The sequence below is a fragment of the Actinoplanes sp. M2I2 genome (genome assembly GCF_023544445.1).
Taxonomy (GTDB): Bacteria; Actinomycetota; Actinomycetes; order Mycobacteriales; family Micromonosporaceae; genus Actinoplanes.
In genome coordinates this window covers 45,335-61,721 of record NZ_JALPVJ010000007.1, presented here as the reverse complement: position 1 = coordinate 61,721, position 16,387 = coordinate 45,335, and the positions used below count along the sequence as shown (strand labels likewise).

The following is a 16,387-nucleotide window of genomic DNA, read 5'->3' as shown; positions in this document are numbered from 1 at the left end:
TACTCAGTCACCTGAGACCCAGAGATATCCGCGCGCCCGGGTCGCCTCCTCGATGAGCGCCCCCAGCGCCTGCACGTCGACCCGGAGCTCCGGATTGCGGCTCGCGATCTCGTCCAGCTCCGCGGTCAGCTGCGGCAGCTGGATCAGGTTGATCATGGTGTCGCCGTAGGCATCGATCCTCGACACCAGGTGGTGCCGCTCCCGGTCGCTGGCCGCCACCAGGCGTTCCAGCGAGGAGCCCGCTTCCGTGCCGGCATAGCGTTGCTCGTGCACCTGGTTCTCGACATACATGGCTAATCCCACCGCCGCGCCTCCGTCACGAAATGGCCGGCCAGGGCATTGCACACCCGGCGCGCCGACCTTACGGTCGTCGATGCTCAGTGGCCTGCGAAAACCATCCCAGGATCATCTTATTGGCCCTTTTGGCCGTACCTTGGCTGCGTCCCTCATGGGCTGTCGCCCCGGTGTCTATCCAGATCAACTCTTGGCGGCCGGTCCCGAAATCGTTGACAACGCCCCAGCCAAATGGCCGACCTTGACCAGAGACACTTGACATGGAACTGCATCGCCCCGACGACTTTCCCCGGGCGGCGGTGGCGCAACGGGCTCGGGAACGCGCCGCACCGACGCTGGGGACCGGTCGGTGCGGCGCGCCTCGCGAGGAGGGGTGGCGTAGCCGGTGATCAGGGGTCCTGTTCCGGAAGGCCACCTTCCCGACCAGCACGGGTTCGACCCAGTAGGCGTGCCGGGCGTGCTCGCGGAGCACGTCCAGCACCGCCGGTGCGGCCCGGGCCGGGGCAGCGAGCTGCTGTTTCGCGAGCGGGCAGCCGCCGGTCGCTTGTCGCCGATCGCTTGTTGCTTGTCGCTGAGGTTGTGGGCCGCCCGGAGCGTCTGCGGATCGTCCTCACCGAAACTTCTCCGGCCGTGCGGTCGGGCAGCCCGGACGTCCGGCGTCCGGCGTCCGGCGTCCGCCAGGATGCCGTGCTGTCCATGATCGTCGGTCGAATGGTGGACGGCGGGCCGGCGCGGGGTGGCCTATCCTTCGGTTCGAACGGGACGGGGAGGCAGGGTGACGGGGTCGCGGCTCTACGTCGCGCGGGATCAGGTTGCCACCGTGGTGTCCCGGGAGCGGCTGAGCCTGGACGGGGCCCGCCTCATCCAGCACCCCTGGTCGGCGCTCGTCGAGGCGACGGTTCCGCGCACGCGCAAGGCCGACGAACTTGAAGAGCCCCGCACCACGGGGTGGCTCGTCCTGCCGCCGCTGGTCGCCGGCGGACTCGTCGCCGTGCTGGGAGCACCCGAGATCGGGGTCCTGGTGGCCGCGGCGACCTTCTTCGGTGCGGCCTACGTGGAGCCGGCCATCAGCCGTCGCCGGCGGGCGAAACGAGCCCGCCCGGCCTCGGTCGAGCCTCGCATGCTCATCGCGCCCGCCGAGCGGGCCGCCTTCGACGAGGCCATCGCCCTCGCCGACTCGGTCAGCCGGACCTGGCCCCACCTCGGCTCCCTGATCGACACGGCCGAGGCCGAGGCGATGCTGGCCGACGCGCTGTGGGAGATCTCCGGTCTGCTGGCCCGCCGCCAGCGGCTCGCCCTCGTGCTGGCCGATCTGCGGCGCCCGGATTTCGCCGCCCAGTCGCCGTCCGACGAGACGGCCCTGGAGTTGCGCACCCATCTGCAGGCCACCGAGCAGGCCCTCGCCCACCTCGAGATCGAGCTGGCCCGGCGCGGGTCGAGCCTGCGCCGGGCCGAACAGGCAAGCCGCGACTTCATCCGTGAGGACGAGATGCGCCGGGCCATCCGCGCCGCCCAGGAGACGTTGGCCCCGACCGACCTGCAGGTGCTGCCCCCGGCCGATCCCGCCGCCGACCTGGCCGACCGCACCCGTTCCGTGCTGGACGCCTACCGCGAACTGACCGACGGACTCCACCCCGATCAACCAACCTGACGTCGCACACCGCCCGCAAACGCGGGCAGGGCCATCCGCGCAGGGGCAGTCATTCGCGCAACTGCAGTCGCCGCGCAGGCGCAGTCATTCGCGCAACTGCAGTCGCCGCGCAGGCGCAGTCATTCGCGCAACTGCAGTCGCCGCGCAGGCGCAGTCATTCGCGCAACTGCAGTCGCCGCGCAGGCGCAGCGTCCGCGCGGGCGTAGTCGTCCGCGTGGGCGGCGTCATCCGCGCAGGCGCAACCCCCTCGGGGTGGCTCGGAAGCCGGCCTGCGTCAGCGCCTCGCTCAGGGGTGAGCCGTGCACCGACTCGCCGTCGGCGCGTTCGACCGACATGGCGCCCAGGGCGCCCGAACGCACCGAACCCGCGAGCGCCTGACCGGCGGCGATCAACGCCTCCGGATCGTCCACGAAGGACAGCAGCGTGCGGCCGCCGCGTTCGACGTAGAGGATCAGGTCGCCGGAGACCAGGACCACCAGGGCACCCGCCTTGCGGCCCGCCCGGTGGCCGGCCTTGGCGACCGGCTCGCCGTCGCCGCTGTCGATGATGCGGTCGGGCCAGGGCAGTGCCGCGCCGTAGGGGTTCGCCGGGTCGGTCGCGGCCAGCACGACGGCCGTGGTGGCGGTGCGCTTGGCCAGCTCGGCCGGCTCGGCCAGGGCGCGCAGGCGGTCGACGGCGCCCGGCACGGCGAACTGGGCCGCCCCCAGACCCTCGACGAAGTAGCCCCGCCGGGCGGCGCCGCGTTCCTCGAGGGCGCCCAGGACGGGGTAGACCCCGGCGAAGCCGCCGACCGGGCCCTCGGACATGACCGCGCCGCGGGTGACCACGCCGTGACGTTCGAGCAGCAGGTCGGCCAGGGCGGCGGCCCGGCGGGTCGGGTCGAGGTCGCGAGCCGGCAGGCGTGACCAGCGACCGGCCATGGTGGACGGTCCGCTGCGGGACAGCATCGCCGCTCGGCCGGGACGCCGGTAGCGGGTGCGGGCCGGGGCGGCCTTGGCCCGGTGGGCGCCACTGCCGCCGAGCAGCGCCCGCAACGGTGCCAGCGTGTCGTTGGTCAGGTGACCGGCCCAGACCAGATCCCACACCACGGCGGCCAGCGCGGTGTCGTCGGTCGAGCCGACCCGGTCGGACAGGGCCCGGAAGAACAACGCCTGGCCGGCGTCGAGCGCGTCGAGCACCGACTGGTGCAGCGGCGTCGCGGCGAACTCGTCGTCGGGCGGGGGCAGCAGCAGGGGAGCGCTGTCCGCGTAGGCCAGGGTGACCCATCCGTCGTGGCCGCCGATCGACCCCGAGCCGGCCCAGAGCACCTCGCCGCCGCTGCTCATCTCGTCGAGCATGGGCGGGGTGTAATCGGCCACCCGGGCCGACAGCACCAGCCTCTCCCAGGCCGAGGCGGGCACGGCGATGCCCTGCAACTGCTCGATCGAGGCGGCCAGCGCGTCGATGCCGCGGGCGTTGCCGCCGATCTGGTGCCACCGCGGCAGGAAGGCGGCCAGCACCCGCGGCGGCACCGGCTCGATCTCGCGGCGCAGCGCGGCCAGCGACCGGCGCCGCAGCATGCGCAGCACCTCGGCGTCGCACCACTCGGTGCCCGCGCCGCCGGGGGAGAACTCGCCCGACGCGACGCGCCCGGTCGCGCCGAGCCGCTTGAGGGTCTGCTCGACCACGAAGACCCCGAGCCCGAACCGAGCCGCGCAGGTCGCCGCCGCGAACGGGCCATGGGTGCGGGCGTAGCGGGCCACCAGGTCGCCCAGCGGGTCGGCGACCGATTCCAGGTAGGCCAGCGGGATGCCGACCGGCAGCGCCACCCCGAGCGCGTCGCGGTAGCGGCCGGCGTCGTCGATGCCGATCCACCGCTCCTCGCCGGCCACCCGGATGCGGATGGCCCGTCGTGAGGCCTCCAACGTGGACAGCCACGCCTCGTCGACCTCGCGCGCGGCGAGGTCGGCCGGGGACAGGTCGCCGAGCAGGCGGAGCAGCTCGGCCGCGTCCTCGGCGTCGCGCGGCCGGCGCTGGGTGGTCAGCCACTGGAGCTGGGACTCGGTCTCGGTCACCACGTCGGGGTCGAGCAGCTCGCGCAGGTCGACCCGGCCGAGCAACTCGCCCAGCAGGGTCGCGTCGAGCGCGAGGGCGGCGGCGCGCCGCTCGGCCAGGGGCGCGTCGCCCTCGTACAGGAAGGCGCCCACATAACCGAACAGCAGGGAACGGGCGAACGGCGAGGGCCGGGGCGTCTCGACCTCGATCAGGCGCACCTTGCGACCGGCGATCTCGCGCATCAGCCCGGTCAGGCCGGGCAGGTCGAACACGTCCTGCAGGCACTCGCGGGCCGCCTCGAGCGTGACCGGGAAGTCGGCGAACTCGCGGGCCACGTCGAGCAGTTGGGCCGAGCGTTGCCGTTGCTGCCAGAGCGGCTGGCGGCGGCGCGGGTCGCGGCGGGGCAGCAGCAGCGACCGGGCGGCGCACTCGCGGAAACGGGACGCGAACAGCGCCGAGGTGCCGACCGACTCCTCGACCAGCTGCGCGATCTCCTCCGGGTCGAAGGCGACCAGGTCGGCGCCGGGCGGCTCCTCGGCGGTGTCGGGCAGACGCACCACGATGCCGTCGTCGGACGGCATGACCTGGCCGTCGACCCCGTAGCGCTCGGAGAGCCGCCGCGCGATCGCGAGCGCCCAGGGCGCGTTGACCCGGGCACCGAGCACACAGTGGACGGTCAGGCGCCAGTCGCCCAGCTCGTCACGGAATCGTTCGACCAGCACCGTCCGGTCGTCGGGCAGGTTGCGGGTCGCCTCGCGCTGCTCACGCAGGTACGCCATGAGGTTGCCGGCGGCCCACTCGTCGAGCCCGGTCGCGCGCAGGGTGGCCGTGGCCTTCTCGTCGTCCGCGCGGGTCAGCGAGCGCAACTGCGCCCCGATGGCCCGGCCCAACTCGATCGGCCGGCCGGGGGAGTCGCCCTTCCAGAACGGCATCTTGGCCGGGGCGCCGGGCGCGGGCGAGACCAGCACCCGGTCGGGTGTGATGTCCTCGATCCGCCACGACGTGGAGCCGAGCAGGAACACGTCGCCGACGCGGGACTCGTAGACCATCTCCTCGTCGAGCTCGCCGACCCGCGACGCGCGTTCCGAGCCGGCCAGGAACACGCCGAACATGCCGCGGTCGGGAATGGTGCCGCCGCTGGTGACGGCGAGGCGCTGGGCGCCGGGGCGGCCGGTCAGCTCGTCGGTGCCGCGGTCCCACACCAGGCGGGGGCGCAGCTCGGCGAAGGCGGTCGACGGGTAGCGGCCGGAGAGCATGTCGAGCACGGCGTGCAGGGCCGACTCGGGCAGCTCGGCGAACGGCGCGGCCCGGCGCACGAGGGCGGCCAGCTCGTCGACCTGCCAGGCGTCGAGCGACACCATGGCGACGATCTGCTGCGCCAGCACGTCGAGCGGGTTGCGCGGGTAGCGCAGCTCCTCGATCGCGCCGGCGCTCATCCGGTCGGCCACCACGGCACACGAGACCAGGTCGCCCCGGTGCTTGGGGAAGACGACGCCCCGGGACACCGCGCCGACCTGGTGCCCGGCCCGGCCGATGCGCTGCAGACCGGCCGCGACCGACGGCGGCGCCTCGATCTGCACCACCAGGTCGACCGCGCCCATGTCGATGCCCAGCTCGAGGCTCGAGGTGGCGACCACGGCCGGCAGGAGGCCCGATTTCAGCGCCTCCTCGATCTGTTTGCGCTCCTCGCGGGAGACGCTGCCGTGGTGGGCGCGGGCGACGACCGGTGGCGCCCCGCCGGACTGCCCGGCCTGGGCCATCATCTGGGCGGGCGGCCGGGCCGGCTCGGCCGTCTCGGTGCCGGCGCGCTCGGCGGCCAGCTCGTTGATGCGGGCGCAGAGCCGCTCGGCGCCGCGCCGGGAGTTGGTGAAGACGATCGTCGACCGGTGGCCCTCGATGAGGTCGAGCACCCGCTCCTCGACCGCGGGCCAGATCGAGGGCGTGTTGCGGCCGGCGCCCGGGTCGTCGGGGTTGACGTCGGGCACCTCGTCGAGGCGGGTCATGTCCTCGACCGGGACCTCGACGGAGACCTCGATGGTCTTGCTGCTGGGCGGCTGGACGATCTCGACGTCGTGGGCGCCGCCGAGGAAGCGGGCCGTCTCGTCGATCGGGCGGACCGTCGCGGACAGGCCGATGCGCTGAGCCGGCCGGCCGAGCAACCCGTCGAGCCGCTCGAGGGAGAGGGCCAGGTGGGCGCCGCGCTTGGTGGCGGCGACCGCGTGCACCTCGTCGATGATCACCGTCTCGACCCCGCGCAGCGAATCGCGCGCGGCCGACGTGAGGAGCAGGAACAGCGACTCGGGAGTGGTGATCAGGATGTCGGGCGGCGTCCGGGTGAACAGGCGCCGCTCGTCGGCCGGGGTGTCGCCGGTGCGCATCGAGACCGTGATGTCGGGCGGGGCGATCCCGAGGCGGCCGGCGGCCTGGCGGATGCCGGTGAGCGGGGCGCGCAGGTTGCGCTCGACGTCGACCGCGAGGGCCTTGAGCGGGCTGACGTAGAGGACCCGGCACCGGCGTTTCGGATCCTCGGGGAGGGGCTCGCGGGCCAGCCGGTCGAGCGACCAGAGGAACGCGGCCAGCGTCTTGCCGGAGCCGGTCGGAGCGACCACGAGCGCGTTGCGCCCGGCGCCGACCGCCCGCCACGCGCCGGCCTGCGCGGCGGTGGGCTCGGCGAACGCCGCGGTGAACCACTCTCGCGTGGCCGGCCCGAACTGCTCCAAGACTTCTCGCACCTCACCATGCTCCCTCGCGGGTATGACAAAAACTGAATACCCGCGTATTGGTCATCCGGGTACGGGTCGGACGGCCACCCAGCGGTTTTTCTTGACGTGCCGGACCATGGTGCGATCGAGTGACGGGTGGATATACACATGGGCGCCACTCGAAACGTATGAGCTTCATCGACGAAGGAGGCTCCGTGTCCGTTCCGGTCCGACAGCTGCGGCGCCTCGCCGCCCTCGTGGCGGCGCTGACGATCGTTGCCCTCGGTGCGACCCCCGCCCACGCCGCGGCCGGTGACGGCTACGTGCGTCTCGCGCACCTCTCACCCGACACCCCCGCGGTCGACGTCTACCTCAAGGCGGATTCCGGCGGCGTCGAGCCGCAGGTCTTCCGGGCTGTTGCCTATGGTGACATGTCCCGTTATCTGCGTCTCCCGGTCGGCACCTATCAGGTGGCGATGCGCAAGGCCGGCGCTCCTGCGAGCGAGAAACCGGTGATCACGACCGAGGTCTCGGTGGCCGACAAGGACGCCTACACCGTGGCCGGAGTGGGCCGTTTCGCCGACCTGGGCCTGCGCGTTCTCCAGGACGACCTGCGCCTGCCCGACCCCGGCAAGTCCAAGGTGCGCATCATCCAGGCCTCGGTCAAGGCGCCGGTGCTGGATGTCGCCGGCAAGAACGGCACCACGATCGCCGACGGCGTCGAGTTCGCCACGACGACGGCCTATCGCGAGGTCAGGCCGGGCACGTGGAACGTCGAGGTCAAGCCGACCGGCGGGGGCCGCACCAGCGAGCTGCAGTGCACCATGGGCCCGGGAAGCGTCTATTCGCTCGTGGTGCTCGACGACGACGCCGGTGGGCTCAAGACCGAGTTGCACGTGGACGCCGAGCGTCAGGGCACGGTGCCGCTGGGCAGCGTCGCCACCGGCGTGGGCGGCACCAGCCCGGAGTCGCCGCTCACCGGCATTCTTGTGACGGCCGCCGCGGCCGCGCTCCTCACCGGAGGTCTCGTCATTGCCCTCCGTCGCCGGCTCCGCACGGCCTGAGGATCGTCGGTGGCGGCCGAGGACAGCGACACCCCGCTGATCGTCCGCGTGCCGGTCGGTCCGGCGGCTCGCGCGGCGAGGACGGTCGAGGGGCTGCCGCGGGCGGGCGCGGCCCACGAGCAGGAGGGGCTCGGCTGGGTCGCGCGGGGCGTGGCCAAGGTGGTCAAGCCCGGCCCCGTCCGGGCCCGCGCCCTCGTTCCCGGTGCTCTCTCCCTCCCACGGCCCAGGCCTAGCCGTTCTCTGCGGCTGGGCCAGGCGGCCGCCCCCTTTCCCCGCCGGGTCTTTCCCACCCCGGACGCGGCCCGTCCCACGCCGCCTCTGCGGACGGCGGTTCCCACCGACTCCGGACAATTCGCTCACGCCGCCGGCGGGCGCGAGGGAGCCGGCGGCGACGAGCCGGAAATCGGCCCCATCCATCCGGTCGACGGCTCCGAACACCCTGTGATCATGGACGCTCCTTCCCCCGTGCCCGGTGCTGTCGACCCGGCCTCCGACCAGCTGTCGAAGGACGGCCCCGACCCCGTACCGAAAAAGGGGTTGGGTCGCCGGGCCGTGCTGCCGGTTGCCGCCGCCCTGGTGGCCGCGTTCGTCGCCGGCACCGGCTATCTCGCCGTCAGCGACCGGCCGCTGAGCGACCTGGGCCGCTGGGGCGCGACGGCCGAGAGCACCACCGCCCCGGTCGCGGGTGGCGCGCCGGCCGGCAGCGCCGGGCCCGGCGCCGAACGGCCCGCGGGTGACCCGTTCGGCAACGTCGCGGCCGCCCCGACCGGCCCGCCGACCCGCCTCCGGGCCGGTGCCATCAAGGTCGACACCCCGCTGGAGACCTTGCAGATCGGCGGCGACGGAGCCCTGCAGCCGCCCAAGGTCTTCGCCAAGGCCGGCTGGTACGCCGGCGGCACCGCGCCCGGCGACACCGGGCCGGCCGTCATCGCCGGCCATGTCGACTCGAAATCGGGTCCCGCGGTCTTCTTCCGGCTTCGCGAGCTCGCCGCCGGCGACCGCATCGACGTCGTCCGGGGCGGCGCGACCGTGAGTTTCACCGTCACGGCAATCCGCTGGTATCCCAAGTCCGAATTCCCGACCGACGAGGTGTACGGCCCGACGCCGGACCGCCAGTTGCGGCTCATCACGTGTGGTGGGGTGTTCGACCGTTCACTGCGGTCCTACCGTGACAACCTCGTGGTCTACGCGGTGGCCGGGTGATCGTCATTCCACTGGCAGGCAGGCCCAATTATGGTTGAGACCGAGTCGACGGGTGGGGGCGGGATGGCGGTCGCACGCATGCTCGTCGCCGGTCGGTATCGTCTGGGCGAGCCGGTCGGCTCCGGTGGCATGGGCCGGGTCTGGCTGGCCCGCGACGAGATGCTGGATCGTGACGTGGCGGTCAAGGAGTTCGTGCCGCCCGAGTGGATGACCGACGAGGAACGCGTCCGGCTGCGGGACCGCACCCTGCGCGAGGCCCGCAGCGCCGGGCGGCTCAACCACCCGCACGTCGTGCGCATCTACGACGTCGTGCACTTCGACGGCCTGCCGTGGATCGTCATGGAGTACGTCCCGTCGCGTTCCCTGCACCAGGTCATCCACGAGGACGGCCCCTTCTCGCCGGCCACCACCGCCCGGATCGGTGTGGCGTTGCTCGACGCGCTGCGCGCCGCCCATGCGGCCGGGGTGCTGCACCGCGACGTGAAGCCGCACAACGTCCTCATCGGCGACGACGGCCGCGTGGTGCTGACCGATTTCGGCCTCGCCACCTTTGTGGACGACGGGGCCGTCACCGGGCCCGGCCTGGTCGTCGGATCGCCGCAGTACGTGTCCCCGGAACGCGCCCGGGACGGCTCCTCGACGCCCGAGTCGGACCTGTGGTCGCTCGGCGCCACCCTCTACGCCGCCGTCGAGGGCCGCTCGCCCTACGCCCGCGAGAACGCCATGGCCACGCTGACCGCCCTGGCCACCGAGGACCCGGATCCGCCGTCCCGGGCCGGGATGCTGGGCCCGGTGCTGACCGGGCTGCTGCGCCGGGCGCCGCGGGAGCGGCTCACCGCGGTCGAGGTCGACCGTCGCCTCCGCATGATCGTGTCGGCCACGCCCACGCCGCCCCGGGTGCCCTCGCCCCGGGCGGCCCGGTCGCTGATCGCGTCCGAGGTTGATCAGTCCGCCGCGGTGCGGGCGTCGGTGGCGCCGGGCGTCGGTGTCCTGTCGCCGCCACCCGTCGAGACGGCGCCACCGTCGCCGGTGCGAAACCGGCACGACCCTCGCGCCACCCTGGTCGCGGCCGGTCTCGCCCTGGTCGCCGTCCTCGGGATCGGCGGCCTGCTGGCGGGTTACCTGACGCGCGGCGACTCGCCCACCGCGGCGCCGCCGGCGGCCAGCGCCGCGCCGCCCTCGTCGGCTGTGGCCGGTTTCTCGGCCGCGGCCTGCGGCAGCTCGAAACCGAGCGGGTTGCCGACGACGCCCCAGCGCGACGCGGTCCGCGGGGTGAGCGGCTGGTCGCTGATCCCCGGCTGGTCCTACTTCAGCGACGGCTCCGGTTTCCAGATGCCGGTGCCCGACGGCTGGACGTGGCAGCGGGTCGGCACGTCGTTCTGCTTCCGCGATCCGATCGGCGACACCGTCCTGAGCCTCGACACCGGGCGGAACCCCGACGGCGATCCGGTGCAGGCCTGCCGGGCCGAGGCCGCGCGGCTCGTCAAGGCGGGCGCCCTGCCGGGGTACGATTTGATCTCGCTCGAGAAGAAGCCCCTGCTCAACAAAGCCGCGGACTGGGAATACCGGTTCGACCGGGACGGCCAACGCATGCACGCGCAGACCCGGTGGTTCGTCAAGGGCGGCAAAGGCTTCGCGATCACCTGGGCCACCCGGGACTTCGACTGGACCAGCGACCTGGCAAAGATCAACATGGTCCTGACCACCTTCTATGCCAAGCCCAAAGTCGGCTGACTCACAGCGTTCCTTCAGCGTTCGCTGATAATGTTCGGCGTCATGATCGGCAGTAGTCAGCCGGGCTCGGCCCGGCTCCCCGTCAGATCCTTTCTGCCGTGTTGATTCTCACCGGCTTCCTCCTGGTGCTCGTGGTGACCGTTGTCACCGGCTATTTCGTCGCGCAGGAGTTCGGTTACGTCGCCGCCGACCGCGGCCGGCTCCGTCGCGACGCCGAGCAGGGCGACCAGGCCGCGGCCCGGGCCCTCAAGGTCACCGAGCGTCTGTCGTTCGTGCTGTCCGGAGCGCAGCTCGGCATCACCGTGACCGCGCTGCTGGTGGGTTACGTCGCCGAGCCGTTCCTGGGTGAAGGCCTCTCCGCGCTGCTCGGCGGCGCCGGCGTGCCCGAGGCGGTCAGCATGCCCGTCTCGGTCGCCCTGGCGCTGCTCATCGCCACCGTCGTGCAGATGGTGCTCGGTGAGCTGGCCCCCAAGAACCTGGCCATCGCACGCGCCGAGACGCTGGCCAAGGCCCTCAGCCGCTCCACCCTGATGTATCTGACCGTGTTCGGCCCGATCATCCGGCTCTTCGACCGCGCCGCCGCGGGCCTGCTCCGCCGCATCGGCATCGAACCGATCGAGGAACTGCCCGAGGGTGCGACCTCGGAGGACCTCGAGCAGATCATCCGAGAGTCGCGGGCCAGCGGCGGGCTCGACGACGAGCTGTCCACGCTGCTCGACCGTGGTCTCGATTTCCGCGGGCGGACGGCGGCCGAGGCCATGATCCCCCGGGTCGACGTGCACACGATCGCGGCCACCGGGACGGCGGCCGACGTCGTCGCCCTGCTCGACACCCATCGTTCCCGCTTTCCGGTACGAGGTGAGGAGCTCGACGAGATCGTCGGAGTCGTCAGCATCGCCGACATCCTCGCGGTCGCCCCGGCCGAACGCTCCACGGTGCCCGTCTCGTCCGTGATGTCCGCGCCGATCCTGGTGCCGTCCTCGCTGCGGTTGCCGGCCGTGCTGGAGCGTCTGCGTTCGGCTCACCGCCAGCTCGCCTGTGTGGTCGACGAGTTCGGTGGCTTCGCGGGCATCATCACGCTCGAGGACATCGCCGAGGAGCTGGTCGGCCAGATCCGCGACGAGGACGACGAGGCCGAGCCCGCGCCGGTCCGCCAGCCCGACGGCTCCTGGCTGGTGCCGGCCCGCTGGCGGATCGACGAGATCACCGACGCCACCGGCGTCGACCTGCCCGTCGGCGACGACTACGAGACGGTTTCGGGCCTGGTGCTGGCCCGGCTCGGCCGGGTGGCCCGGACGGGCGACTCGGTCACCCTCGACGACGGTTCCCTTTCCGTACGGGTGGAAAGCGTCGACCGGCACGTCCCTCTCACGGTTCGGATCTCCCGATGAACGTTCTCTGGGTCTCCCTGCTGCTCGTCGGCAACGCCTTCTTCGTCGCCGCCGAGTTCGCCCTGGTGGCCAGCAAGCGGCACCGTCTGGAGCAGGCCGCGGCGGCGGGCAGCCGGGCGGCCCAGGCGGCGCTCGACGGCACCCGCGAACTGTCGGTCATGCTGGCCGGCGCCCAGCTGGGCATCACGCTGTGCTCGCTGGGCCTGGGCGCGCTGGCCGAGCCGTCCCTGGAGCACCTGTTCGGCCCGGCCCTGCACGCCATCGGGCTGCCCGACGTGGCCGGTCACGTCATCGCGTTCCTGCTGGCCCTGATCATCGTCACCTTCCTGCACCTGGTGATCGGCGAGATGATGCCGAAGTCGTGGGCGATCACCGATCCCGAGCGGTCGGCGATCCTGCTGGCCCGGCCCTTCCGCTTCTACGCCCGCCTGGTCGGCCCGGCCCTGCGGGTGCTGAACGCGCTGGCCAACGTGGCGCTGCGGCCCTTCGGGGTGCACCCGCAGGACCAGCTGGCCCAGGCCCACGGCCCGGCCGAGATGCGCATCCTGCTCGACCGCTCCCGGGCCGAGGGCCTGATCGAGGCCGAACAGAGCGAGTTGCTGACCAGCGTGCTCGGCCTGGCCTCCCTGCCGGTACGGGACGTCATGCTGCCCACCGCGCAGCTGGTGTCGGTGCCCGGGACGGCCTCGGTCGCCGACGTCGAGCTGGCCTCGCTGACCAGTGGACGGTCGAGGATCGCGGTCACCGGCGGCGCGGGTGAGGTGGTCGGGGTCGTGCACGTCCGCGAGGCCGTCCGGGCCAGCGCGGCCGGCCGGGCCGCGACGGCGGGGGAGCTGATGGAGCCCGCCTTCCTGGTCGGCGCCGAGGTCAACGTGGTCGAGGCCGTGGCCGCCCTGCGCGCCGGCCGCACCCAGCTCGCGATCGTCACGGACGAGGCGCCCGAGGGGGCCGCCCAGATCGGCTTCGTGGCCCTCGAAGACCTGTTGGAGCAGGTGATCGGCCGCTTCGACGACGAGACCGATGACCTGCCGGCCACGACGAACGCGTGAGTCCCGTCGGGGCCCCGCGGGCGGCGGCCGACCTCGTCCGGCCGTTTCCCGTGGTGCGTCCCCCGTCCTAGCCACCCCATGGTTGATTCAAGGAGGAATGATCCGGTGGTCTTCAAGAAGATGATGCGCGCCTTCGGCGTCGGCGGACCGACCGTCGACACCGTGCTGGCCAACCCGAACACGCGGCCCGGTCTGGCCCTGGAGGGTCAGGTGCGGATCGCCGGCGGTGACCATGACGTCACCATCGAGGGGATCGTGCTGGGCCTGGTCACCCGGGTCGAGTCCGAGCACGGCGACAACCTCATCGAGTTCCACCGGCTGCCCGTCGCCGGCGGCTTCCAGTTGCGCAAGGGCGAGCAGCGCGACCTGCCGTTCTCGTTCCCGATGCCCTGGGAGACGCCGATCACCGACGTGTACGGCCAGCGGCTGCACGGCATGACGATGGGCCTGCGGACCGAGCTCGCGGTGGCCAAGGCCGTGGACAAGGGCGACCTCGACCACGTGTCGGTGCACCCGCTGCCCGCGCAGGAGCGGATCCTCGACGCGTTCGCCCGCCTCGGTTTCCGGTTCAAGAGCGCCGACCTCGAGCACGGTGCGATCTACGGCGTCCGCATGACGCTGCCCTTCTACCAGGAGATCGAGTTCTACCCGCCCCCGCAGTACGCGGGCGCCATCAACGAGGTCGAGGTGACCTTCATCGCCGATCCGCAGGGTGTCGAGGTCGTTCTCGAGTTCGACAAGCGCGGCGGTTTCCTGTCCGCCGGGCACGACTCCTACGGCCGGTTCCGGGTCTCGCACACCGACGCGGAAACGACCGACTGGACCGCGGTCGTCGAGCAGTGGGTGTCCGAGGCCACGGGCCGTTACCAGGGCCTGCGTGCCGCCGGCGGACACGGCGCGCCGGCTTACGGCGGTCATGGCGGTTACGGACATCACGGCCACTACCGCCGGGGCCACGGCGGCGGCATGGGCATGGCCGCGGGGGTGGCCGGCGGCGTGGTCGGCGGCATGATCCTCGGCGAGGCGATGGAAGAGGTCTTCGAAGACGACGGCGGCGGCGACTTCGGGGAGGAGTGACCCGCTCCGGCTGCGCGTTCCGCCCCGGCGGAGCGCGCAGCCGGTCTGCCGTCTCTCAGCCGGTCGCCACGGCGGTGGCCGCACCCGCGGCCAGCCTCTCCCGCAACCGCCGGCCGGCGGCCGGCCACTCGTCGACTGTCATGCCGAAGACGACGGTGTCGCGCCAGGAGCCGTCCGGGCGCTGCCGGTGCCGGCGGAGCACGCCCTCGCGTACGGCTCCGAGCCGGGCGATCGCCTGCTGGGAGCGCTCGTTGAGAATGTCGGTGTACCAGAACACGCGCTCGGCCTCGAGCACGTCGAAAGCGTGCTCGAGAAGCAGAAGTTTGGCCTCCGTGTTGACGCCGGTGCGCCACCACGGCCGCCCGACGGCGGTGTGCCCGATGGCCAGCGCGCGCCGCTCCGGATCGATGTCGTGATAGCTGGTCAGACCGATCACGCGACCGGTGCCCGCCTCGACCTGGGCCCACGCGACCTGGTTGCCGGCCCAGCGGGCCCGTAACAGCCGGGCGAGATAGTCGCGCATCGCCGGAACGGTCTGCGGCCGCCGGGCCGGAAGGTACTGCCAGACCTCGTCGTCGCCGAGGGCCTCGACCAGCCCCGCCGCGTGTCCCAGCGTGAGCGGCTCGAGGCGGACGTGCCGGCCGGCCAGCGGCACCGGGGCGGCCCAGGGCAGCTCACTGCCGGGCAGGTACGCGGGCTCGGCGACGGTGACTCCGTCGGCGGCCTCGGCCGGGCCGAACACGCGGCGTACGGGAAGGACGCCGGCCCAGTGCGGCAGCGGCAGATCCTCGTCCTCGTCGATCACCTCGCCGGTGCGGGCGCGCGCCGACACCTCGGCCAGCGGCAGGGCCAGCACGCTGGTCTCGGCCAGGTCACGCCGGCTGGGCGGACGGCTGTCGGCCGCGCGCCCGGCGCCGACCTTGTCGACCAGGGCCACCATCGCGGCCTTCTTCTCCTCGAGGTCGGTGACCAGCCGCGCGGCGCCGTGCACCACCACCGACCGGTAGTTGGCGCTGTGGTGCACGTGGGAGCGGGCGTACACGATGCCGTCGAGCAGGGTGACGCTCACCGCGACCGGCAGGTCGCCGTGGCGGACGGACAGGCCCATGCGGCCGCCGGACGAACCGTGCAGATAGAGCGTCTCGCCGACGCGGACGTGCAGCGTCGGCAGTACCCGCGGCTCACCGTCCACGACGAAGGCGATCGTGCAGTCGTACGCCTCGTCCAGAGTCGCGTGAACCAGGGCGCGGTCGTAATGCATGCGAGCGCGGTAGCGGGTGGCTGTCGTGCGGCCGGTCCTTTGATAAGTGTCGGACATCGTGCCTCCCGGCTGGCCATTGCTCATCGGACTCGCCTTCACTAATGTACTAGTACAAAATTACTCATGTATTGGCACAGTATCAGGGTCAGCAGAATGGCGCGCCTGGATTTCCCCGGCATCGAAGCCCGTCGGCACCTCGTGCTCCGGCCGCCGGAGGGGTGACCCCATGCTTCTTCGCCGCCTTTTGGGGTAGAAGCGTCTCCATGGCCAAGACCGAAGCGCCCGTCGGCGCGCAGGAGTGGGTGCCCCCCGAGCCCCGGAGCCTCGACGATCTGAAGGAGGCGGCGGCCGACTGCGAGGGCTGTGAGCTCTTCGCCGACGCGACCCAAACCGTCTTCGGCCGGGGCGCGCCGCACGCCAAGGTCGTCTTCGTCGGCGAGCAGCCCGGCGACGTCGAGGACCAGAAGGGTCTGCCGTTCGTCGGGCCGGCCGGCCGGCTGCTGCGTGAGGCGGTCGACGATGCCAGTCTCGACCCGGCCGACCTCTGGATCACCAACGCCGTCAAGCATTTCCGTTTCGAGCTCCGCGGCAAGCGCAGGATCCATCAGAACCCCGGGCCGGCGCACATCACGGCCTGCCGGCCCTGGCTCGTCGCGGAGTTCTCGTTGCTCCAGCCCGAGCTGGTCGTGATTCTCGGGGCCACGGCCGGCCGGGCCCTGCTCGGCCCGTCGTTCCGGGTCACCCAGCAGCGCGGCAAGCTGATGCCCTGGCCGGCCTCGGCCCAGCACCCCGAGGACTTCCCGGTGGCCGAGATCCAGGCCCTGGCCACGATCCACCCGTCGGCGGTGCTGCGCGCCGACGACCGCGAGACCGCGTACCGGGGTCTGGTCGACGACCTCAAGATCGCCGCCTCGGCGGTCAAATAGA

Annotated in this window: 11 protein-coding genes and 1 pseudogene; 8 read left to right on the top strand and 4 right to left on the bottom strand. The window is 72.6% G+C overall.

Annotated elements, in window-relative coordinates; translation table 11 throughout:
* Positions 1 to 3: 3 nt before the first annotated feature.
* Together HJC40_RS14740 and HJC40_RS46605 are read right to left on the bottom strand one after the other, a co-directional pair.
* Complete coding sequence (locus HJC40_RS14740; RefSeq protein WP_250001654.1) at positions 4 to 291, bottom strand: hypothetical protein; 288 nt, start codon at positions 289 to 291, stop codon at positions 4 to 6.
* Between the two features lie 70 nt (positions 292 to 361).
* A pseudogene (locus tag HJC40_RS46605) lies at positions 362 to 796 on the bottom strand (hypothetical protein); the annotation flags it as partial.
* A 273-nt stretch (positions 797 to 1,069) separates the two neighbouring features.
* Here HJC40_RS46605 and HJC40_RS14735 point away from each other — a divergent pair.
* The gene (locus tag HJC40_RS14735; RefSeq protein WP_250001653.1) at positions 1,070 to 1,945 is read left to right on the top strand and encodes a hypothetical protein; all 876 of its coding nucleotides are present in this window, start codon (positions 1,070 to 1,072) and stop codon (positions 1,943 to 1,945) included.
* A 224-nt stretch (positions 1,946 to 2,169) separates the two neighbouring features.
* Here the strand turns inward: HJC40_RS14735 and HJC40_RS14730 are convergent, their stop codons facing one another.
* Positions 2,170 to 6,711, bottom strand: coding sequence for an ATP-dependent helicase (locus HJC40_RS14730; protein ID WP_250001652.1), 4,542 nt, complete (start codon positions 6,709 to 6,711; stop codon positions 2,170 to 2,172).
* Between the two features lie 185 nt (positions 6,712 to 6,896).
* On the opposite strand from HJC40_RS14730, the gene HJC40_RS14725 reads away from it, so the two are divergent.
* The 6 genes from HJC40_RS14725 to HJC40_RS14700 all read left to right on the top strand — a co-directional run bounded on the left by HJC40_RS14725 (position 6,897) and on the right by HJC40_RS14700 (position 14,199).
* Entirely contained in the window at positions 6,897 to 7,745 is an 849-nt protein-coding gene (locus HJC40_RS14725; RefSeq protein WP_250001651.1) for a DUF4397 domain-containing protein, read from the top strand.
* A gap of 9 nt (positions 7,746 to 7,754) precedes the next feature.
* Positions 7,755 to 8,948: a class F sortase gene (locus HJC40_RS46130; protein ID WP_250001650.1), complete on the top strand. Its 1,194-nt coding sequence runs from the start codon at positions 7,755 to 7,757 to the stop codon at positions 8,946 to 8,948.
* 63 nt (positions 8,949 to 9,011) lie between these two features.
* Positions 9,012 to 10,682 (top strand): serine/threonine-protein kinase, encoded by a 1,671-nt coding sequence (locus HJC40_RS14715; RefSeq protein WP_250001649.1) that lies wholly within the window; start codon positions 9,012 to 9,014, stop codon positions 10,680 to 10,682.
* A 98-nt stretch (positions 10,683 to 10,780) separates the two neighbouring features.
* Entirely contained in the window at positions 10,781 to 12,073 is a 1,293-nt protein-coding gene (locus HJC40_RS14710) for a hemolysin family protein (protein ID WP_250001648.1), read from the top strand.
* Positions 12,070 to 13,122 carry a hemolysin family protein gene (locus HJC40_RS14705; protein ID WP_250001647.1) on the top strand — a complete coding sequence of 351 codons (1,053 nt, stop codon included), beginning with the start codon at positions 12,070 to 12,072 and terminating at the stop codon, positions 13,120 to 13,122. Before HJC40_RS14710 ends, HJC40_RS14705 begins: the two co-directional genes overlap by 4 nt.
* Positions 13,123 to 13,227: 105 nt before the next feature.
* On the top strand, positions 13,228 to 14,199 hold the full coding sequence (locus tag HJC40_RS14700; RefSeq protein ID WP_250001646.1) for a sporulation protein: 972 nt from the start codon (positions 13,228 to 13,230) through the stop codon (positions 14,197 to 14,199).
* Positions 14,200 to 14,254: 55 nt separating this feature from the next.
* Here HJC40_RS14700 and HJC40_RS14695 read toward each other — a convergent pair whose 3' ends face one another.
* Positions 14,255 to 15,460 (bottom strand): bifunctional pyridoxamine 5'-phosphate oxidase family protein/GNAT family N-acetyltransferase, encoded by a 1,206-nt coding sequence (locus HJC40_RS14695; RefSeq protein WP_250001645.1) that lies wholly within the window; start codon positions 15,458 to 15,460, stop codon positions 14,255 to 14,257.
* A gap of 263 nt (positions 15,461 to 15,723) precedes the next feature.
* On the opposite strand from HJC40_RS14695, the gene HJC40_RS14690 reads away from it, so the two are divergent.
* Positions 15,724 to 16,386, top strand: a complete 663-nt coding sequence (locus HJC40_RS14690; protein ID WP_250001644.1) for a UdgX family uracil-DNA binding protein — start codon at positions 15,724 to 15,726, stop codon at positions 16,384 to 16,386.
* Position 16,387 lies beyond the last annotated feature (1 nt).